The following is a 20,809-nucleotide window of genomic DNA, read 5'->3' on the forward strand; positions in this document are numbered from 1 at the left end:
TCACTAAAATAATAAAATTATGTTAATAAATTTCTTTAATTTATTACAATTATATGTATTAAATGGAGAAATAAAATGGAAGATAAAAACACACAATTAGGAATTGAAAAACAAGGTAGAATGTCAAAGAGAAAAAGAAATTCAATAAATTATTTTGACGTAAACCCTCATAAATTAAATTTATTTAATATATGAAAGAAGTTTCCTAAAAAGGTGTTTTTAATTTTACTTTCTGCCATATTGTATAACCTTGGCGTAGCGATTTTCCTAGCAAAGGCAGCAACTGTTGCTTCAGGGGTTGCTGCTATTGTCCAACTATTTACTTTAACAATCGCTAAAATAGCTCCTTATTTCGCTTTTATATATCTAGCTGCTAATCTACCATTGATTATCATTTTCTGAAAAAAGAATTCAAGACTGTTTATGATTCTAACACTCTATTGATTGTTATTCCAAGTTGTTTTTCAATCATTTATGTTCATTCCAGCTGTCAGAGAATTATTTGACAAAATAACAATTTATATCATCAACTGAAGACCCGGTATTACATATAGTGAAATTATTCCTTGAAATGTTTATGGTCATTATCCATCTACACCTGGATTAACTAATTCAAACCCTACATGACCTATCATTATTTACGCAATTATTGGAGCAATCTGCTCAGGTTTATCAGCAGGAATTGCATGAAAATATTCAGGTTCTACAGCTGGTTCTGACATTATTGTGTATTATTTTTCATACAAGAAGAAGAAAAGTATTGGAATTATATCAACAATTATTTCATTCATATTTAGTTCATTGTCAATCATTGTTATCTTCATTATTGAGTATTTAGGTGTTGGTGGTCCAACTAAACATTGAAATTCAGGCGCGTTTATTTTACGTGTTATATCAAGTATTCTATATATCTTCTTCTTTAATTTCTTTGTTGAATTACTATATCCAAAATATAAGAAAATTAAAATTGAAATATATACCAAAAAACCAAACGAAATTATTCAACATCTAAAAAGTATAAATTACTGACATGGTTATAACTATTCAAACGTAACTAGCGGTTATAACAATACAGAAACAACCAAAATTGAAACCATTGCATTGTATTTAGAACAATCTAATATTAAAAATGAAATTTTAAAAATCGACCCACAAGCATGAATTTCAGTAACTCTAATTCATAGAATATTCGGAAATTTAAATACTTCAAAAGTGGAGAATTAATATTAAAAACGTCACGAGTATTAAACTTTCGTGATGTTTTTTTTAATATTTATTCTTCTTCAGAAACATCTTCACCAACAGAACTTAATTGAGCAACTCTTAAAACGTGTCTGTTACCTTCATAAGTTGTGTCGTTTCATTGATGAAACATTTCCATAGCATCATCAACACTTGTTAATCTTCCACCAAAGCAAAGAACGTTGGCGTCATTATGTAATTTTGCTAATCTAGCTTCTTCTGGTGTATCTACACGTGCACATCTAATCTTTTTAAAACGATTCAATGCAATTGAGATTCCAATCCCCGAACCACATATTGCAATATATTTGTTTTCGTTTTTGTCTTTGTCATTGATGTAGGTTTTGGCGAATTCAATACCAACTTCAGCATATGAAACTGGTGTATCTCCTGAAGTAGCGCCAAATAATTCTACTTCATAACCTTCTTTTCGTAATTTTTCAGCAAGTTGGTCTTTCATTTGACAACCTGCATGGTCACTTGCGATTCTAACTTTCATAATCCTCCAATTACTTTCTTAATATTTCTCCGTCTTCCACACGAATGATGACACTAGGTTTTTGACTCATTTCACCAAAATTATATATATTTGTAATTTCAGGAAATATTTCGCGCGCTTCTTCGATTGTTTCGCAAACAGGAGCGTTTGACATATTACAACTTGACATATATACTGGTCCGTTTTTGATTAAATAATCGATTAATTTTTTTTGATTAGGAATTCTAAAACCTTGGTTATTAACAACAATTGTTGTTGCACCTGGTCAATATTTCTTTGCATAACCTTCCGCTTTGCTATTCCATTCAGGAAATGCTCTTATTTGCTCAATTGAACCAGCTAAAATAATCAATTTTTTATTTCTATCGCGACCTTTGATTTGATAAATCAAATTTTTGATTTCTTCCTTGACCGGTCCTCCGATACCCAATACCGTATCAGTTGTAGAAATAAATAGTTCGTTATATTTATTTACCATATTAAAAAATTATAACAAAAAGCAAAAACATTCAAAAAACTATATAATAAACATATGCCTGAATTAGCTGAAGTTAAAGTTGTTATCAAAGCTTTGAAAAGCAAAATATTGAATAAAACAATAAAAGAATTTATTGTAGTTAAACCTAAAATATTGAAAGAAAATTCAATTGAAGATTTCAAAAAAGCATTGATAAACAATAGAATTATTGACATAGTCAATAAAGGAAAATATATTATTTTTCAATTAGATAGTGATGATATTGTAATTTCACATTTAAGAATGGAAGGAAAATATCGCTTTTTTGATGTTCCAGTTGTTAATCATAAACATATGATGCTAAAATTTATTTTTGAAGACAAAAGTGAACTTCAATATTTAGATTCACGTATGTTTGGAACATATCATTTAAGAAATAAAAGCAATTACTTAACAACAGAACCCTTATTGAATATTGCATTAGAACCTCTAGATACTGATATTGATAGTGTCTATAACAAATTTGCTAAATTATCAACCCCAATTAAAACAAAATTGTTAGATCAAAGTTTAATAGCGGGTATTGGTAATATATATGCCGACGAAGCACTTTTTGCTTCAAAAATTCATCCCCTAACCCCTTGCAAAAATCTTTCTAAAGAACAATTAAGTGAGATTATTAAAAATGCTGGTTTAATTATGCAAGCTTCTTTTGAAAAAGGTGGGACTACATTATTCTCTTACGAAAGCTTAAATAACCAAGAAGGTGAATTTCAAAATTTCCTTCAAATTCATCACGACAAAATAAAAAATTGTAAACTATGTAATCATTCAACAACAAAAATAAAAGTAAATCAACGTGGAACATATTTCTGTTCTAATTGTCAAAAAATGTACTAGGTTAATAAATGAATTTTTATTTTGATAACCCAGAATATGATTTACATGGTTATGATACTCAACAAGCGACAGCAAGTATTTTAAATATATTATATGAGTTAAGAAACAGTTATTACGATTATATTGATGTAATTGTAGGTATTGGTACCAGATCTGTTTATTACACTGTAGTTGATATATTAGATAAAGAAAGATGTCATTACAAATTTTTGAATACCAATCAATCAAAAATTAGAATATATAGAAAATAGATTTGATTTATTGAAATAAAGAACGGAGAAATATGGTAAAAACAATTTATATTGCTGGTGGTTGTTTTTGAGGTGTAGAACATTATTATTCAAAATTGAGGGGAATTATTGAAACCAAAGTTGGTTATGCAAACGGATCAATCGGGAATCCTAGTTATGAACAAGTTTGCAGCGGAAAGTATAATTTTGTTGAAGTTGTTGAAATCGAATATGATTCATCAGAAATTGATTTACAAACAATTTTAATTCATTTCTTTAGATTCGTTAATCCTTTTAGTTTGAATAAACAAGGTGAAGATGAAGGAATACAATATCGTTCTGGTGTATATTCAATAAATGAAGAGGATTTAAAATTTATTCAATCATACCTTGAATTCCGTCAATCACAAATAGATTTAAAAATTCAAATTGAATCATCAATAATTAATAATTTCTATAAAGCAGAAGAATATCATCAAAAATATTTATACAAAAATCCAAATGGGTATTGTCATATAAACATTAATGATTTAGATTTGAATATATATGACAATGAAAAAATGATTAAATAAAAACATTCGTTCTTAAAGTAGTGCGAATGTTTTTAATTATTATGATTTCGTTTTTTCGTAATAGTAAGAAGTAATTTTTGTTCTGGTAGCAGTATTGATAATTGGATATGGATAAACATTATATGTATCGCTTGGATCTGGTTGTTCATACATTGATAAAGCTATTTTGTCGTCTTTGAAATATCATTTTTTAATGAATTCATATGTATTGACGTCGGTTGGTGTATATGATACGTAATCAAAATTAATAATTTCACCAATGTTTGATGAAGAAAATAATTCAGAAAATACATCATCAAATAAATGATATTCAGAATTTCTTAATTCAAGTAAATCTGTATCAAACTTGTCGTATGTTAAGCAATCATCAAATTTCTTAATTAAATTATTGATTTCTTCATCGCTTAAATTGAACTCATCTTTTAGTTTTTTACGTTCTTCTTGAATATCTCATGTGTTGTAAAGTTCTTTAAATTCAGAAAAGAATTTGTCAGTTAGTGTCTTGTAGTTTTTATCTTTATCTCAGCTACGATTTAAGTTATTATTAGAATAAATGTTTTCTCTTAATAAATCAAGGAAATCATTGGTGTCATTTTCGCTTAGAGCTTTAGCAATTATTCAACAATCCATTAAGATGTAATTATTTTTAGGTCTAATAAATCTTATTGTACCCTCTTCAACTGAAGCAAAATTATCTTCTGAATAATAAGCATCCAATGCATCGCCATTGTACAAAATAGCGGCATCTGAACGATTTGGTTTTGGTTCAATTAAGTGATTTAATAATTCAAGACCATCACCAGTTGTGTAGTTGTATTTTGTATCTTTAATACTATGCCCAGATTCTTTTTCCACAAAGTCAAAGAAACTATCAATAGCTTTTTTGTAATTCTTTTCAGTGAATACATTTGGTACATCTCAATTGTCATAAAAGGCGCCGATCATTAAATTATCGTAATAAGCGTTTGTTCATCCGAAACTGTTGTAATTATTTTTTCTTAAAATATTAATAATTTCTTTTCAAGATAATTTTTCGCTTTGTCCTTCTAATTCAATTAATGTATTGTCAATATCTAAATGAGGTCTGCTTGTTTTATTGATATTGTAAGCAATGCCCTTATCTTGTGAATAATAAGGAATAATATATTCGTAGATGTGATCAGCTATTCCATCATTATCAACATCATATGTTTGGTTTTTAACTGAAAGAATTTTTTGCGGTGCTGTTGTTTGCAGAGTTTCAAAGATTAATTTATCAAAATCTTCAATATGTTTAACAATAGCATCACGATAGATATGTTTTCTTAATTCTCAGTTGTTAGCGCCAATACCATATATTCTTTCAAAATCAATTTTCTTGATTTTATTGTCAATGATTAATTGAGCAGCTTGAAAATCAGAACCAACACCTGCAATTGCTTTTTCAGCATTTAGCGCTTGTGTGAATTCGTTTACTTCTTTAAATTCTTTGTAATTGTATTTCTTTTTTATCTTTTCAATGATTGTAGGAGACATGTATGATTCGTAGTTATAAATACTTGGACGATAAGCGTGTAATCCTTTAGTTAAGGTGAATGTTAAAACAAGTATAAAAGTTGCAATTAATGGAAACACTCATAATATGATTTTTAATCATCTTTTATACATTTTATTATTTAATAACTGCCAACTTTCTATTTAATTGAATTGCTTTGTTTCTTTTACGGTTTTCAACTGATTTGTAAGCAGCATATGCGGTGTTTCCAAGAAGAACAATAATTAGTGATATTGCTCCAATAGCTAATGATCAAGCTTGGAATTGTCCTTCATATAATTGTGTTCCAAGTGTTTCTGTATTTGAAACAATTCTTGTAATAATAAAATCATCAAATGATAGAGCCATTGTAATGACGAAAGTAAATCCAATTGATCCTAACATATATACAAAATATGTTTTAAATCAGGTTTTGAATTTTGAATATCCTAAATCTTGACTTGCCTCAAAAATGTTTTTAGAGAATTTATCGCTTTTTGGTAGCATAATCAGTATTCCATATGGAAGACACATTACTGTATGTGCAATAACAGCACGTATAAAACCTTCGTTTGTAGCTTTTAATGTTCCGAAGAAAAGAAGATTTAAGACAATAGCTAATGTCAATCCAGTAATAACATCAGGGTTAATTAAAGGAATGTTTGATGTTGATTGTACGTATGATCTAATAATTTTATTTTTTTGTTTTCATAGAGCAAAAACTGTTAGTAGAGAAATTAGGATAACTAAAACTGAAGTTGCAAATCCTAATAAGAAAGAGTTAATGAAAGCTAAGGTATGAGATTTCGAAAACAACTCTTGATATGCAGAAAAAGATGTTCTGTTTCAAGTAGTAACGGAGAATGTACCTTTTGCTGAAGGTTCATTAAAACTATAGATTGTTCCGAAAATAATCGGAACATATAGAAATAATAAAATCAAGATTATGTATGAATATTTTAAAACTGATTTAAATTTATTCATCAGAACCCCCTCTCTTTTTACTAATTAAGTATGGAATTCCATAGATAATTCCGTATAAAGCAAGTAGTATAACCATTGTTACTAATACCAATGAAGAAGCAGTTGCTAGGTCAAATGGATTAGCTGTGTTGGCGAATTGGTTAATTAAGTTACCAATCAATTGTTTTTGACTACCGTTAGGTAGTAATTTATCTGAAATAATAATTGAAGTGGAAGCCATCATTAGAATTATTCCAAACCCTGAAAGAATTGCTTTGGTTGAATAAGGAATGATAACTTTAAACATTGTTTTAGGTTTTGAATATCCTAGATCTTGACTAGCTTCTAAAATGTTGTTTGGCATATCCTTTAGCACTTGATACAATGGCATAATCATGAATGGAAGGAATAAATATACCATTCCTAGAATCATAAAGAAATAATTGTTTAATTTATTCTCATCATCAAATATAGCAGAGAATAGACCTCTTAATGCCAATGCTTTTGAAATAGTAAAGATAGCTAATGGGCTTAAGACAAGAGATAAACCTAGAATTTTAATTATTGAAGATTTAGATCTTGAAATAATGTATGCATAAGGAAAACCAATAAATAAAGAAATGGTTGCAGCAACTAACCCTGTTAGTATAGATCTTAGAATTATTTTAAAAGTACTATCTTTAAAAGCAATTTCTCAGTTTGCTGATTTATAGGTATATCAAGGATGTTCTTGATCTAAAGGTTTATGAGCGTATATGGCAATTAATACCATTGGTAGAATAATAAATAGAATTGAGAATATTAAATAAGGTATTCCTAAACTAAGTTGTCATTTATTTGAACCACTTAAAAATTTGTGTTTCTTTTTTGATTTTGAATTTTTGTTAGTGGTCAAAACCATACTGTTTTTAGCCATTATGTTGTGAGTCTACTTCCATTGTTTCTTCGTATGACAATTTAGGATCTTTATGCATTAAGTGAATTGCATCCTCATCTCAGTTTAAGAAAACTTCCTTACCTTCATTGTGTTTACTTGGGGTTTCAACGAAAATAATTTTGTCTTTTACTTTAATTTCGTAGTAGTAATAACTTCCACCATAAGTTGATTTTTCAATAACACCCTTCATTTTAGCGGCTGTTTTACTTCTGGTTATGTATATATCTTCAGGTCTAATTAAAGCATCAAGTTTATCACCTGGTTGGAATTCATCATGAATTGTGTCATATGTTTTATTCATGAATCTTACTTTATTTGCTTTAACAAATGTAGCATCAAAGAAGTTTGAATCTCCAATAAAGTTAGCTACTCATTTGTTAATTGGATAGTCATATAATTCTCTAGGACTTGTGAATTGTTCAACTTTACCATCACGAATAACCGCAATTTTATCGCTTAATTGTAATGCTTCGTTTCTATCGTGTGTAACGAAAATAAATGTTAGGTTTAAATTCTTTTGTACATCTCTTAATAATCTTTGCATTTTTTCACGAATCTTTGCGTCTAATGCACTTAAAGGTTCGTCTAATAAAAGAACTTTTGGTTCAATAACTAATGATCTGGCAAGAGCAACTCTTTGTTTCATACCGCCTGATAAGTAACTTACGTTTTTCTTTTCATTGCCTTCTAGACCGACAAGTTCCATAATTTTCTTAACTCTTTCGTTCATTTCGGCATTGTTGATACGTCTAGTTAAATATCTTTTTTCAAATTCTTCTGTTTTTAGATCTACATAGTTTTCTCAATATGAATACTCAAAATCTAAATCATCGATTCATTTTTGGTATTTTTCTTTTTCGCCTTCTGTTGTTTCTTCGGCGTTTAAAAGTTGTTCGTATTCGTTAATTTCAGCATTAAGTTTTTTAAGTTTTTCATCAACAACTTTTTGTCATTGTTCTTGTTTAGTTTTTAATTTTTTTAATAAGATTTTAGAAATTTTTTCCTTTGGCATTCTTTTTAAACGTAGTCCATATTTAATGTTATTTTCAACGTTTAGATGTGGAAATAATGCGTAATCTTGGAAAATTGTTGAAACTTCTCTTTTGTGAGGAGCTAAATCTTTAATATCTTTACCGAAAAATTTAACTTCGCCACGAGTTACTCATTCAAAACCACCAATAATTCTTAAAATAGTTGTTTTACCTGAACCAGAAGGACCTAATAAGGTAATAAATTGTCCTGGTTCAATGGTCATATTAACGTTGTCTAGAACTAATTTGTCATCAAATTCTTTAACAACATCAACTAATTCAATAATTGGTTTATCTGCTTGAATCAAATTTTTGTTTTTAATTTGTCTTTCCATTTTTTCTCCTAATTTTTAAGGTTAAAACATAATTTGTATTTTAAGATTTTGTGATTTGGTAATAATAATCAACAATTTTTGTTTTTAGTTTTAAGTTAATAGGTTGATATATTTGATGATTTACTTGATCTGTATTACTGATAGTGAATATGTCTTTAGCTATCAAATCATCAGTTCCATCAGCATTTTTAAAATAGTATTTATTTAAAAAGTTATTTACATTTAAATATGCGGGTGTATAGTTAATTGCATCAAAGTTTTGTATTACAGGCAGAAAATCAAAACTATCTTTATATGTGTCGTAATATTTACTAAAATTCTCTGGTTTTAGATACTCTTCTATTGAAAGATTTGCATTAATATTTTTTAATAGATGTTCAAAGAAGTGATTGGTTATATTTTCTTCAGTTTCATTTGAACCCATTAAGATATTTTCTTTCATGAAATCAAGAAGTTTGTTGCTTTCATCATCATTAGTTGATTTAGAAATAATTCAGGCATCTAATAACACATAGTTATTATGAGGTCTAATGTATTTTATTTGTGTATCAGTTAATTTAGAGAAGTTATCCTCTGAAAAATATGAATCTAACGAATCTCCGTTATACATAATTGCAATATCAGCTTTTGTTGAAGCTGGTTCAATTATTTCGTTAACTAATTCCAAACCATTGGTAACCAGCTTGTTTCTATCGTTTTCTTTAATTGTTGCACCTGTTGTTTCATATACAAATTCAGTGAAGTAATTTAAAATCTTTTTATAATTTTCGTCTGTAATATCAACAACTTTATTATCAACAATATAATTTTCTTTTCCACTTTCATGTGCATAGAATTGACCAATCATAGCGTTGTCTAGGTATGAGTTAGTTCAATAGGTTCTGTTGTAATTGTGTTTATTAATTAAAGTTTTTAATATTGTCGTTCAGTCTGTGTTTTCAAATTGTATGTTTTCAATATCTTTTAAATGTGGACGATATTTATTATTGATGTTATAAGCTATAACTTTATCTTGAATGAAATAAGGAACCAAGTATTGATAGAATGAATCAACACCTTCTTGTCCATCTATTTCAGCGCCTTGTATTATTCCATCTTCGTTATAAACTAAATAAGGAAGAAAAATACCGTTTTTCATACCATTTTTGATATTGTCTGGATTATTTCTCTTAACTTCTTCAATAATTCATTTGTCAAATTTATCTAAATGTTCACGCACAATCGGTGAATAAAATTCGTAGATTTTTTCTTTATTATTTGTTCCGAAAATTCTTTCAAAATTAATTTTCTTAATTTTATTTTCAAGGATTAATTGTGCTATTTGGTGATCACTACCAACACCAGCAACAGCTTTTTCAGTGTTGATTGCTTTTGTAAATTCATTAATTTCTGTAAATACGTGATATGAATAATTCTTTTTAACTTTATCAATTATTTTTTTGCTTAAGTAGGACTCGTAATTATATAAACTAACATGATATGGATTGTTTAATTTTATTGAGAGTATCCCAATAAAAATTCCAAATGTTAATACGGTTATGATTGTGATTAATATCGTTCTAATAACCGATGGAGATAGTTTATGTCTCTTTTTCATTAGTAGCCCATCTTTTTAATTTTGTTTAAGTCATCTACTCAATCGTTATTTACTTTTACATTGATTGTCAAATATATTTTATGTTGGAAAATTTCTTCCATCTGTAATCTTGATTGTGTTGAAATTTTTTTAATCATTGAACCATTTTTGCCAATCAGTATTCCTTTTTGGGAATCCTTTTTAACATAAATAGTTGCATCAATTAAATAAGGTTGTCACTCTTCTTGTTCTTTAAAGTCGTTGATTTCAACTGCAATAGAGTGTGGAATTTCTTGATAAAGATTTTCAATTGCTGCTTTTCTAATGTATTCTTTAGCTAAAAAGCGCATTGAAACATCGCCAATTTGATCGTCTGGATATAGATTTTCACCTTCATAAGCATATGATTTAATTTCATTGATTAAATCTTTATATGTTTGTTTGAAATTCAATCCAATTCCAAATACAGTTTTGAAACCTAATTCTTTAAGTTTGCTTGCTTTTTCATTTAGTTTTTCATTGTCGTTAACTAAATCAATTTTGCTTATTACGGCAATTTTATTTTTAATATTATTTTCATTTAGTTTATTTATAACTCATTCATCGCCACGACCAATAGTTTCGTTAGCTGGAGTTATAAATAGCACTAAATCAACATCTTTTAAAATTGAATATGATTTTTGATTCAATTTTTCAGATAATAAATTTTCACCTTTGTGTATTCCTGGTGTATCTATAAAGATAATTTGGCAATCGTTATCGTTATAAATTCCACGAATATCATCTCTAGTTGTTTGGGCATAGTTTGAAACTATTGATAAATCGTATTCTAATATTTGGTTTAGTAATGTGCTTTTGCCTACGTTTGGTCTACCGATTAAACCAACGATACAATTTTTTTTCATATCTACCCCCTTGTTATATTTAACCTTTTCATAATATTTTCAACATGTTCGTTCATAATTTTTGCTTCATTTTCTTCAATATGATCGAAACCAAATAAATGAGCAATTCCGTGAGCGAAGATGTAACAAAATTCTCTTTTTAAACTGTGGTTGAATTCTTTAGCTTGTTTCTTAATTTTTCATGGCGAAATAATTATTTGTCCTAGTGGAAGTTCTTCTAAAAAATCTAGTTCGTCTTTTCCATCGAAAGGAAAGCTAAGAATGTCTGTTGTGTAATCTTTATTTCTATGTTCTAAATTTAATTTTTTCATTTCTTTAGCAGTTACGAAAAGAACGTCAACTGATAGAAATTTTTCTTCATTGAATTCAATTCTAGCTTCTTCTAAAATGCTTAAAAATTCTTTCTTAAATTTAAAACAATGTCAACTTGTGTTTCTATAATTAATAAAATTCATATTCAAAATTATAAGGAAAATAAATATTTTTTTAAATATTACAAATATTTAATTGTTGAAGAATCTTTTATATATTTTTCATTATGACTTATTTCAATAAATATACTTTCATTTTGAAAATCATTTATTGCACTTTTTAGTAAATTAAATGTATCTTGATCGATATTTTCGAATGCTTCATCTAACATTATAAGTTCAAATTTTTTAGTAAATAATAAGCAAATTTTTATTAATTGTTTTTGACCGCTAGATAAATTAATTCCTCCGAATTCAATCATTGAATCTAGATTAAGTTTATATCTTTCAAAGACTCTAAAGAGGTTATATTTTTGTATATTTAATATGAAAGTTTGAAGTAAATTTTCATTATTTTGAGTAATGTGAATTAATACTGAATTTCTAGAAAAAATTTCGTTGTTAATGTTGAAATAAATTTTGTCTCTATAATTGTTGAGATTTAGGGTTTTGAGTGATAAATTATTAACCTTCATTTCTCCTTGATAGTCATCATATAATCCATAAATTAAGTGCATCAAGGAGGATTTACCTGAACCATTACTTCCTTTTAAAAATGTATTTGTATTAATGGATAAATTGAAATTCTTAAACAAGTTTTTATCACCGAAATTAAAATGAATGTTTCTAAAATCAATGTTTGATATTTTTTGATCTAAAAGAATTTCGTTGTTTGATTCAAGATCTAATTTATAAAAGAAATTTAGTTTGTTTATCATTTCAATATTTTGTTTTCAATTTGTAATTAAATTTAAAAGATTGTCAATCGGATTTATTAAATATATATGAAAACTATGGAATAAAATCATATTACCTAATGCCAAATTATTGTAATAACCCAGAATTGAACCTAGTACTATTAATAACACATTGAAGATATTATCGTTTAGTATAAAAAGCACGTTTTTAGAAATTTCCGTTTTATAAAACGTTTTGTTGAAATTGAATAAATTTGATACCAACGTATTAATTTCGTTTTTGTTATATGCCTTTGTATTTGGGTTTTTATTTGAAATAACATTAAAAATTAAACTGTTTGTATGACTGAGAAGATTTTGATTTAAATGCAACATTTTTGGAAACAATTTTGAATTCCTTTTATAAAAGGCTAATGTGATTATCACATTTCAAAATACAAAACAAAGAGCAATTAAAAATAATTCTCAAGAAATGATATTCATTCAAATAATTGATAACAAAATAAAGAAACTTGAATTAAATATTGTAATCAAGAACGTGATTTGAAAAGTAACTACCATTGGTATAAAGGACATTCGTTGCAAATAATCGCTTTTATGCAGTTTTTGAAATTCTCTTAATTTTATGTTTAATAATATGTGAAAGAAGCGATTATACGATTCACATATTAATCTATTAATTAATCTTTGCTTAATGAAATTACTTAAAAAATAAGATAGTAATTTAACAAAATAAACTCACATAAAAACAATTGAAATTTGTAATAAAGGCGATAATTTTTTCGGTATTCAAACGCTATCAATAACCTCAGTCATAAATTTAGTTGCTAGAATTATGCAACATTGTGAAATTAAATTAAAGAGTAAGATTAATAAAAATTTGCTGATTTTGACGTTTTGAAAATAATCAAAAATAGATTGTCTAGTATGACTGAAATCTTTGATCTTAATTAAATCAATAATAATCCCTTGAAATTCTTTTTCAAAATCCTCAATAGTCATTTTAATTAAACCAATTGAACTATCTAAAATTTTTATACATTGCTTAGTTTTAGAGATAACAATTACATAATGAAAATAATTATTTCTTTGTAGAATTGTAATTATTGGCTTATTGATTTTCAGCTCTAAAAACTCGCTCAATGAAACCTCATATGCTTCACTGTGAAAACCATTTTTATAGCTTAAATTTAATAATTTTTCAACAGACAAACCATTTTCGGATAAATTGGTTTGGGACTTTAAAATATCAATATCAATTCATTTGTGAAAATGATATTTAATCATTGACTGAAGGCAATACAAACTGCATTCGTTGTAATTATTTTGTATATTTATTTTCATATTTTTAATGATTTCAAAATATTTAATATATTGATCAAAAATAGGAAAAATTTAGGAAAACAAAAAATAGAGTTTTGTAATGATTATACTAATGTATAATTTTCATTATGATTAAAAAGAATTTCAACAAAAAAATATTATTAACAATTGGCACAATTTCAACAATATCAGCCCCTTTATTGTCAATTTCATGTGTTTCTATTAAACCAGAGATGCATGTTAATAAAGAAAATGCAACTTTTGACAAAGAAAAAGGTATTCATATATTAAATGGTAGTGCTTCTGCATTTATTTCATATGTTAGATTAAATCAAAACCCAATTTCTCCAAGTGACAAAGCATATGATTTATATGTTTATGAAACAACCGAAACTGGCGAGTATAAATTAGACGATCAAGGAAATAAAATTATTAAATTAGAAAAAGATAATAAAACTTTGATGATAAATAAAGAACATATACCAACTGCATTAAAAGCTACATACGCTAAATACATTAAGTTAGATAAGCTATTAGCGGGTTATGACTTTAGAATGGTTGCTTATACATATGAAGAGTTTAAACGTCATTATCCATATGCCGCTTCAAAATGAAGATATGCCCAATATAAAGACAATCCTAATGCTGTTATTTTGGCATTATACTATGCACACAAATCTTATGAATCAGCACCAAACTTTAAAGCTTTGGTTGACTATGCTTCAAATTATTTTGGTATTACATATGACAGAATTGAAGAAGGCGCTTGGCCTGTTTTACCTGATATGTATGGTGATAAAAAGAGTTGAGATGGTGCAATTGACCCAATTGTACTTGTATTCAATCAAGAATAAATAAGGAGTATTTATTATGAATAAAATACGAACAAGATATGCCCCTAGTCCAACGGGTTATTTGCATATAGGTGGAGCAAGAACCGCTTTATTTTGTTATTTATTTGCAAAGCACTTTAATGGTGATTTTATCTTTAGATTAGAAGATACTGACGTTGAAAGAAACGTCGTTGGTGGTGAAGAGAGTCAATTAAACAATTTAGCTTGATTAGGAATTATTCCCGATGAATCGCCTTTAAAACCAAATCCATTATGCGGTAAATATCGTCAATCAGAAAAATTAGATGTTTATCATGAATTAATTGACCAATTGATTGCTTCAGGTCACGCTTATAAAGCATACGAAAATACCGATGAGCTTGCATTACAACATCAAGAACAAGAAAATCAAGGTGTTGCTTCTTTTAGATATGATCCAAACTGATTAAAAATTTCTGATGAAGAGAAAAAACGTCGTGAAGAAGCAAAAGAGTATTCAGTAAGATTAAGATTGCCTAAAAACAAAGTTTATGCTTGAAATGACATCGTTAGAGGCGAAATAGCTGTTAATAGTGATGACATTGGTGATTTCGTTATTCTAAAATCAGACGGTTATCCAACTTATAACTTTGCAGTTGTAGTTGACGATCATCAAATGCAAATTTCACACGTTTTAAGAGGTGAAGAGCATATCACTAACACTCCAAAACAATTAGCAATATACGAAGCATTTAATTGAGAAGCGCCTAAATTTGGGCACTTAACAATTATTACAAATATGGAAGGTAAGAAACTTTCAAAACGTGATAAGACAATGAAACAATTCATTGAAGATTATAAAAATGAAGGATACCGTCCTGAAGCGATATTCAACTTTTTAGCATTATTGGGTTGAACAGCTGCCGATGCATCAGAAATGATGTCAAAAGATGAATTGATTCAAAAATTCGATCCAGAACGTCTATCAAAATCACCTTCTAAATTTGATATTGTCAAAATGGAATGATTCTCTAAACAATATATGAAAACAATGGATAATGAAGTAATTCTAAAAGCAATTGAATCACCTAAATCAAGCGAATGAAACACTTTATTTGTTGAAACATATAAACAACAATCAGCAACAATCAATGAAATTAAAAATCATTTAAAAATGTATTTAGAACCAAAAACTAATTTAGATTTAGTTATTGATAATGTTGATGTTGTTAAAACTTTTTATAACCAATTAATTAAGAAAGAATTTACTGTTGAAAATATTCAATTGGCAATTAATGAAACAAAAGATTTATTGAATGTTAAGGGCAAAAACTTATTTATGCCAATTAGAATTGCATCAACCTATGAAGAACATGGGCCTGAATTAGCTAAAGCAATATTCTTATTTGGTCAGGAATTAGTATTAAATAGATTAAAACAATGAAATTAAAATTTAAATCAACAACTTATTTGTCAATTGATGATAGCAGTAGTTCAATTTTTGAAACGGATTGAATTGATTACAAAGAAACTGTTAAAGATGAATTTATTGTTCTAGATTTTATTGACCAAACAAATACAGCACATCATTTAGAAATTTCAGAAAAAGCAGTTAATTTTTCATATGGAATTCAGTCATTCAATTTAGTATTGCATCAACGTCAAAAAGGATTGTTCAAAACTGATGTCCAAGATTTTTGAATTGATTGATATTTAAAGAAAGTAGTAATTGCTAAAGATACAATTCTTTTTGATTATGATATTCTAAATAATGACCAAATTTTGACCACTAATCGTGTATTGATTGAAATTAAAGATGAAAAAGAGATAAGTAATTAGTATGGTTGCAACATATATTTGAATTAATATAATTATTTTTCTATTAGGTTATTGAATTGGGTCAATTAATTTAGGTATTATTGTAAGTAAAATTAAAGGCCAGGATATTAGATCTGTGGGAAGTAATAACGCAGGTGCAACTAATGTATTAAGAATCATGGGTTTTAAATTTGCTGCAACTGTATTTACCTTTGATTTACTAAAGGCTTATATTCCAATCTTAATTGTTTCTTTATGTAAGAAGTTCATAAATGTAGATAATGCAAAGCATATTATTCCTTTATTTATTGGTTTAGGTGCTTTAATTGGACATATTTTTCCAATCTATTTTAAATTCAAAGGCGGTAAGGGTGTTGCTTGCTTCTTTGGAATTACATTAGGTTTCCATTTGTATTTATTTATGATATTTGTTGCAATTTACGTTACTATTATTGCAATGACTGAGTATGTTTCACTTGCTTCAACAATTACTCCAATTATTGTTTCATTATTATCAATTTGATCAATTTTTGGGACTGGTGTTTTAGGCTATATGCAAGTAGATATACCAATTAATATGCATTCAATAATTCTATCTATCGCAACAATCTTTATTTTGTTAAAACACTTTAAAAACTTTCAAAGATTATTGAATAAAACTGAAAATAAACTTAATTTATATTAAAAAAACAGCTTCGTTATTAATTAAAGCTGTTTTTATTTTAACCACATATTTTTAAAACTTTATATTCAAATTCTGTAGGAACATATCTTCCGTATTGTTCAATGTTAACAAATGCTTTTTGTTTGATGTCATCACTTTTAACAATTGCGCCTGTTTCACCTATGAAAGGACCTTCAATAACTTGAACAATAGTACCTTCTTTGAATGCAGTTTCGATATCTCCTGCATCAAATTTTTCTTGTAATCTTTTTTCTTGTTCAATCATGTTTTGAAAATCAACACGGCTAACTGGAGTTGGTTTTGCTCCCTTACCTGAAGAACCAATTAAACCAGTAACATATTGAGTGTTTCTGACTAAATATCAAGCTTCATCTGTCATTGACATATTTAAGAAGATGTAACCTTTGTAGATATTTACGTATTTAACTGTGTATTCTTCACCTTTGGTTTTCTTTTCTAATTCTTTATTTGAAAGGTGAGGCATTTTAAAGATTTTGATATCTTTAAAGAAATCGTTCATTCCGGTTGCATTAATTTTGTTTTTTAATGACTCGGCAACATTATCTTCTTTTCCAGATACAGTTGAAATCATGTATCATTTAAAAATTTTCTTTTCTTCATTCATAATAACTCCTAAGCTTTAATTCCTACAATATTTCATAAACCAGTGAAACCAAGTGTAATTAAGAAACAAAAGACTGCCATCAAAACTACAAACGTGATTGTAATTCCGAATCATTTTCACACTTTTTTGTGTTTAGGTCATTTAATTCTTTTAATTTCTTTAACGAAATTTTTCATTGTAGATTCGCGGTGCTTGCTTGATTTACTTTCTTGCACATTAAATTCTAGTTTATCGACCATTATTTCTCCTCTTTATGTTCGGTTTCACAATTGCAGAATTTGCAGAATTTCTTTAATATAAGTCTTTCTTCGTTGCTTTTATTTACACGATAATTCTTATTTAAGCAATTTTGACATGCTAATATAATCTTTTTGGTATTCTTCATAGGTTATATTATATATGTTTTTAATTATATTCTTTATAATTAATACTATGCACGTTATATTATCTTCGATATTACTTATTTTATTAATAGCAATTGATATTTTCTTCATTATTTATTGACGGATGAAAAGTGTTTATAAATTTATTCAAAATTCAGTTGCAAAAGAACATCAATTTTATATTCAATTTAAAGAGAAAATTGTTGCTAATTATGAACAATTACATAATATGTCAATAACTAATCCTGATTATAATATTTTAGAAAAACAATTAAGTGAATATCAATTAATTTATGAAGAAAAAATTAAATCACTAGATTGAGAAAAAAATAAATTAGATAATTGAATTGAGAAACATTTAAACAATCATAAACGTTGTTTGAAATGCTATAAAAAAACGATTGGATATAGAAATAATATTTATAAAATATTTAAATCATTATCAATCCTTACAAAAGAAATTGATTTATTTATCAATAAATACACAATTAAGGCATTGAATATTTTTAAAAAAATTCAAACCTTAAGAACAGCACATCAAAATGTAATGCTTGAAATACAAAATAATAAATATTACGATTATATTTCGCAATTTAATGATTTTCTACAACAAGAATTTAAGAATATTGTCGAAACATTTGCTTATTTTGATTCTCATGATTTTATTAAAGCTAATGATAAAATTACGTCTGAAAAAACGAATTTATTAAACAAAAAAATAATTGAACTGACTTATTTTTTCAATGAATATTATTCAATTTGAAACTATGCTAACAAACAAATAGACATTGATATTAAAGAAATTCAGGACGATGAAAGTTTTTCAATATTAAAGAAAATGAAAGAACAAATATTGAATTATCATAAAGAAATCAAGAATAAATTACAATCATTGAATTTAGTAAATAGTTGAACAGAACTTGAATTCAAATTCAACAATATAGACTTAATTATTCAAGAATTTAAAGAAACTATAAGTCTGTATTCTACAATTGATCAACAATTAGAAAAACTATCATACTTAAATGAAAAATACCTTAACAAAATTTTAGAAATTGAATCATTTGAGTTGAATAGATATAAAAAAGAAATTTCTTTAATTAAACAAAAGATATTGAAAAATAGAGATATTTTAGGAAATATTAATACAAAAGATGACATTGAAGTATTAATTAAAAAACAAATTTTTATTAATAAAAATATTAGAAATCTATTATTAAAAATCAGCAATAAAAAAAATGATAATAAAAAAGATTTAGAAATTTCCTTACATGATGAAATTATGCAAATGAAGGAAGTTTTATTAATTTTAGTAACCGCAATTCAAGAATTAAAAGTCGATATTAATACAGCTTTACAAATTGAAATAGACAATTTTCTTAAAAGAATAAGTAAAGATAATGAATCATTGCAAGAATCTAATGAATATGATTCAATTTTAGATGAGTTTGCATTAATTAAAGAGAAGTTATTGTTGATTTTCGAACAAAGTAAAACAATAGCAATTGTAATTCAAAAATTATCCCCTTTAGTTAGTCAAAATCATGAGGCAAAATTGTTATATAATGATTTAATTGAAAATTATAAAAACAGTAATATAAATAAATGTATTGACGAAATTAACAAATTTATTAATAAGAATATTAATTAACAAGAGGTTATAGATTATGTATCAAAAAATATTAATTAGATATGGTGAATTAACATTAAAAGGTGAAAACAAAATAGATTTCATTAAACGATTGAAAGAAAATCTTTTAATGTATATGCCAAAAGAAGAAGTAATAACTGAATACGATCGAGCTTTTGTTAAATATTCAGAAAATAATTTAGAAGTTTTGAAATATATTTTTGGTATTTCTTCATATTCTTGCGTTTATGAATTAGAAACGAATTTAGAAATTATTGAATCAAAGATTTTAGAAATTATTAAGGATAAAGAATTTAATTCATTTGCAATCAATTCAAGACGTCATAATAAAAATTTTCCAATGACATCCAATGAATTAAACATGCACTTTGGTGGAGTTGTTTTAAGAAATAAAGAAAATGTATCTGTTTCTTTAAAAAATCCCGATTTAGAAATCAATATTGAATTGCGCGATAAAAAGACATATGTTTTTATTGATAGAATTCCAGGATTGGGTGGGATGCCTTATAAAACTGCAGGTAATGTTTTACATCTAATGAGTGGTGGAATTGATTCTCCTGTTGCGGCATTTTTATTACAAAAAAGAGGTTTAAAAGTAACATTTTTAAACTTTATCACTCCTCCACATACAGATGAAGTTACAACGTCTAAAGTGCAACAATTGGTGAAGATATTATCTAAATATCAAGGAACAGCTAATTTATATCAATTAAATTACACAAAATTAATGAATTATATTGGTTTAACTTCTAATCAAAAATACAAGATTACATTAATGCGAAGAAGTTTTTATAGAATAGCTGATAAATTAGCGAAAAAATTAAATATCTTAGCAATTTCTAATGGAGAAAGTTTAGGTCAAGTAGCAAGCCAAACTTTAGAATCAATTAATACAATATCTAACGTTGCAACTATTCCTGTATTAAGACCTTTAATTACATTTGATAAATTAGAAACAATTAATATTGCTCAAAAAATTAATACCTTTAATTTATCAATTACTAAAGCATGTGAAACATGCGAATTATTTGCTCCTAAAAATCCAGTTACAAAACCAAATGTTGAAGAAGCTTTAAAATTGGAAGCTGAATTAACTGAATTAGAAGCATTAGAAAATGAAGTAGTTGAAAATGCTGTAGCAATTAAAATAAAACCTGAATAATTAAAAAACATAAACATTTTTT

Annotated in this window: 23 protein-coding genes; 10 read left to right on the forward strand and 13 right to left on the reverse strand. The window is 26.6% G+C overall.

Going from position 1 to position 20,809, the window contains the following annotated elements; all coding sequences use genetic code 4:
• The first annotated feature begins 75 nt into the window (after positions 1-75).
• A complete protein-coding gene (locus EXC28_RS05195) occupies positions 76-1,224 on the forward strand; it encodes a DUF2179 domain-containing protein (RefSeq protein WP_029330533.1) in 1,149 nt (382 codons plus the stop codon).
• A gap of 49 nt (positions 1,225-1,273) precedes the next feature.
• Here EXC28_RS05195 and EXC28_RS00200 read toward each other — a convergent pair whose 3' ends face one another.
• Entirely contained in the window at positions 1,274-1,741 is a 468-nt protein-coding gene (locus tag EXC28_RS00200) for an RpiB/LacA/LacB family sugar-phosphate isomerase (protein ID WP_029330531.1), read from the reverse strand.
• Between the two features lie 10 nt (positions 1,742-1,751).
• The gene (locus EXC28_RS00205) at positions 1,752-2,219 is read right to left on the reverse strand and encodes an L-threonylcarbamoyladenylate synthase (protein ID WP_029330529.1); all 468 of its coding nucleotides are present in this window, start codon (positions 2,217-2,219) and stop codon (positions 1,752-1,754) included.
• Positions 2,220-2,273: 54 nt separating this feature from the next.
• Between EXC28_RS00205 and mutM the strand changes: the two genes are divergently transcribed.
• The 3 genes from mutM to msrA are packed head-to-tail and all read left to right on the forward strand — an operon-like array spanning position 2,274 to position 3,900.
• The gene (gene mutM / locus EXC28_RS00210) at positions 2,274-3,098 is read left to right on the forward strand and encodes a DNA-formamidopyrimidine glycosylase (RefSeq protein WP_029330527.1); all 825 of its coding nucleotides are present in this window, start codon (positions 2,274-2,276) and stop codon (positions 3,096-3,098) included.
• An 8-nt stretch (positions 3,099-3,106) separates the two neighbouring features.
• Positions 3,107-3,349: a hypothetical protein gene (locus EXC28_RS00215; protein WP_029330525.1), complete on the forward strand. Its 243-nt coding sequence runs from the start codon at positions 3,107-3,109 to the stop codon at positions 3,347-3,349.
• 32 nt (positions 3,350-3,381) lie between these two features.
• Positions 3,382-3,900, forward strand: coding sequence for a peptide-methionine (S)-S-oxide reductase MsrA (gene msrA, locus EXC28_RS00220; protein ID WP_029330523.1), 519 nt, complete (start codon positions 3,382-3,384; stop codon positions 3,898-3,900).
• A 39-nt stretch (positions 3,901-3,939) separates the two neighbouring features.
• Here msrA and EXC28_RS05200 read toward each other — a convergent pair whose 3' ends face one another.
• The 8 genes from EXC28_RS05200 to EXC28_RS00260 are packed head-to-tail and all read right to left on the reverse strand — an operon-like array spanning position 3,940 to position 13,672.
• Positions 3,940-5,547: a hypothetical protein gene (locus EXC28_RS05200; RefSeq protein WP_029330521.1), complete on the reverse strand. Its 1,608-nt coding sequence runs from the start codon at positions 5,545-5,547 to the stop codon at positions 3,940-3,942.
• A gap of 4 nt (positions 5,548-5,551) precedes the next feature.
• A complete protein-coding gene (locus EXC28_RS05205) occupies positions 5,552-6,397 on the reverse strand; it encodes an ABC transporter permease (RefSeq protein ID WP_029330519.1) in 846 nt (281 codons plus the stop codon).
• A complete protein-coding gene (locus EXC28_RS00235; protein WP_051622600.1) occupies positions 6,390-7,292 on the reverse strand; it encodes an ABC transporter permease in 903 nt (300 codons plus the stop codon). Before EXC28_RS00235 ends, EXC28_RS05205 begins: the two co-directional genes overlap by 8 nt.
• Complete coding sequence (locus EXC28_RS00240; RefSeq protein ID WP_029330515.1) at positions 7,285-8,679, reverse strand: ABC transporter ATP-binding protein; 1,395 nt, start codon at positions 8,677-8,679, stop codon at positions 7,285-7,287. Before EXC28_RS00240 ends, EXC28_RS00235 begins: the two co-directional genes overlap by 8 nt.
• Before the next feature lie 40 nt (positions 8,680-8,719).
• Positions 8,720-10,276 carry a type 2 periplasmic-binding domain-containing protein gene (locus EXC28_RS05210; protein ID WP_029330514.1) on the reverse strand — a complete coding sequence of 519 codons (1,557 nt, stop codon included), beginning with the start codon at positions 10,274-10,276 and terminating at the stop codon, positions 8,720-8,722.
• Positions 10,276-11,160, reverse strand: a complete 885-nt coding sequence (era, locus tag EXC28_RS00250; protein WP_029330512.1) for a GTPase Era — start codon at positions 11,158-11,160, stop codon at positions 10,276-10,278. The genes EXC28_RS05210 and era overlap by 1 nt, the downstream gene beginning before the upstream one ends.
• 2 nt (positions 11,161-11,162) lie before the next feature.
• Positions 11,163-11,615, reverse strand: a complete 453-nt coding sequence (gene ybeY, locus EXC28_RS00255) for an rRNA maturation RNase YbeY (RefSeq protein ID WP_029330509.1) — start codon at positions 11,613-11,615, stop codon at positions 11,163-11,165.
• 38 nt (positions 11,616-11,653) lie between these two features.
• The gene (locus EXC28_RS00260) at positions 11,654-13,672 is read right to left on the reverse strand and encodes an Mbov_0121 family peptidase domain-containing ABC transporter (protein ID WP_084271876.1); all 2,019 of its coding nucleotides are present in this window, start codon (positions 13,670-13,672) and stop codon (positions 11,654-11,656) included.
• Positions 13,673-13,779: 107 nt separating this feature from the next.
• On the opposite strand from EXC28_RS00260, the gene EXC28_RS00265 reads away from it, so the two are divergent.
• From EXC28_RS00265 to plsY, 4 genes are read left to right on the forward strand one after another with little or no spacing between them, the layout of a single operon-like run.
• Positions 13,780-14,505 (forward strand): hypothetical protein, encoded by a 726-nt coding sequence (locus EXC28_RS00265; RefSeq protein ID WP_029330506.1) that lies wholly within the window; start codon positions 13,780-13,782, stop codon positions 14,503-14,505.
• A gap of 16 nt (positions 14,506-14,521) precedes the next feature.
• Positions 14,522-15,913 carry a glutamate--tRNA ligase gene (gltX, locus tag EXC28_RS00270; protein WP_029330505.1) on the forward strand — a complete coding sequence of 464 codons (1,392 nt, stop codon included), beginning with the start codon at positions 14,522-14,524 and terminating at the stop codon, positions 15,911-15,913.
• Complete coding sequence (locus EXC28_RS05215) at positions 15,904-16,302, forward strand: hypothetical protein (protein ID WP_029330504.1); 399 nt, start codon at positions 15,904-15,906, stop codon at positions 16,300-16,302. The genes gltX and EXC28_RS05215 overlap by 10 nt, the downstream gene beginning before the upstream one ends.
• A 1-nt stretch (position 16,303) precedes the next feature.
• Positions 16,304-16,966, forward strand: a complete 663-nt coding sequence (gene plsY / locus EXC28_RS00280) for a glycerol-3-phosphate 1-O-acyltransferase PlsY (protein ID WP_029330503.1) — start codon at positions 16,304-16,306, stop codon at positions 16,964-16,966.
• A 37-nt stretch (positions 16,967-17,003) separates the two neighbouring features.
• Here plsY and nusG read toward each other — a convergent pair whose 3' ends face one another.
• From nusG to rpmG, 3 genes are read right to left on the reverse strand one after another with little or no spacing between them, the layout of a single operon-like run.
• A complete protein-coding gene (nusG, locus tag EXC28_RS05220; RefSeq protein ID WP_029330500.1) occupies positions 17,004-17,591 on the reverse strand; it encodes a transcription termination/antitermination protein NusG in 588 nt (195 codons plus the stop codon).
• 8 nt (positions 17,592-17,599) lie between these two features.
• A complete protein-coding gene (secE, locus tag EXC28_RS05225) occupies positions 17,600-17,830 on the reverse strand; it encodes a preprotein translocase subunit SecE (RefSeq protein WP_029330498.1) in 231 nt (76 codons plus the stop codon).
• On the reverse strand, positions 17,830-17,976 hold the full coding sequence (gene rpmG, locus EXC28_RS00295; protein WP_084271875.1) for a 50S ribosomal protein L33: 147 nt from the start codon (positions 17,974-17,976) through the stop codon (positions 17,830-17,832). Before rpmG ends, secE begins: the two co-directional genes overlap by 1 nt.
• A 47-nt stretch (positions 17,977-18,023) precedes the next feature.
• On the opposite strand from rpmG, the gene EXC28_RS05230 reads away from it, so the two are divergent.
• Positions 18,024-19,625 carry a transcriptional regulator gene (locus tag EXC28_RS05230; RefSeq protein ID WP_145960543.1) on the forward strand — a complete coding sequence of 534 codons (1,602 nt, stop codon included), beginning with the start codon at positions 18,024-18,026 and terminating at the stop codon, positions 19,623-19,625.
• 16 nt (positions 19,626-19,641) lie between these two features.
• Positions 19,642-20,787 (forward strand): tRNA uracil 4-sulfurtransferase ThiI, encoded by a 1,146-nt coding sequence (gene thiI / locus EXC28_RS00305; RefSeq protein ID WP_029330494.1) that lies wholly within the window; start codon positions 19,642-19,644, stop codon positions 20,785-20,787.
• Positions 20,788-20,809 lie beyond the last annotated feature (22 nt).

Origin of the sequence: Metamycoplasma cloacale (assembly GCF_900660735.1) — a bacterium.
GTDB classification, from domain to species: Bacteria; Bacillota_I; Bacilli_A; order Mycoplasmatales; family Metamycoplasmataceae; genus Metamycoplasma; species Metamycoplasma cloacale.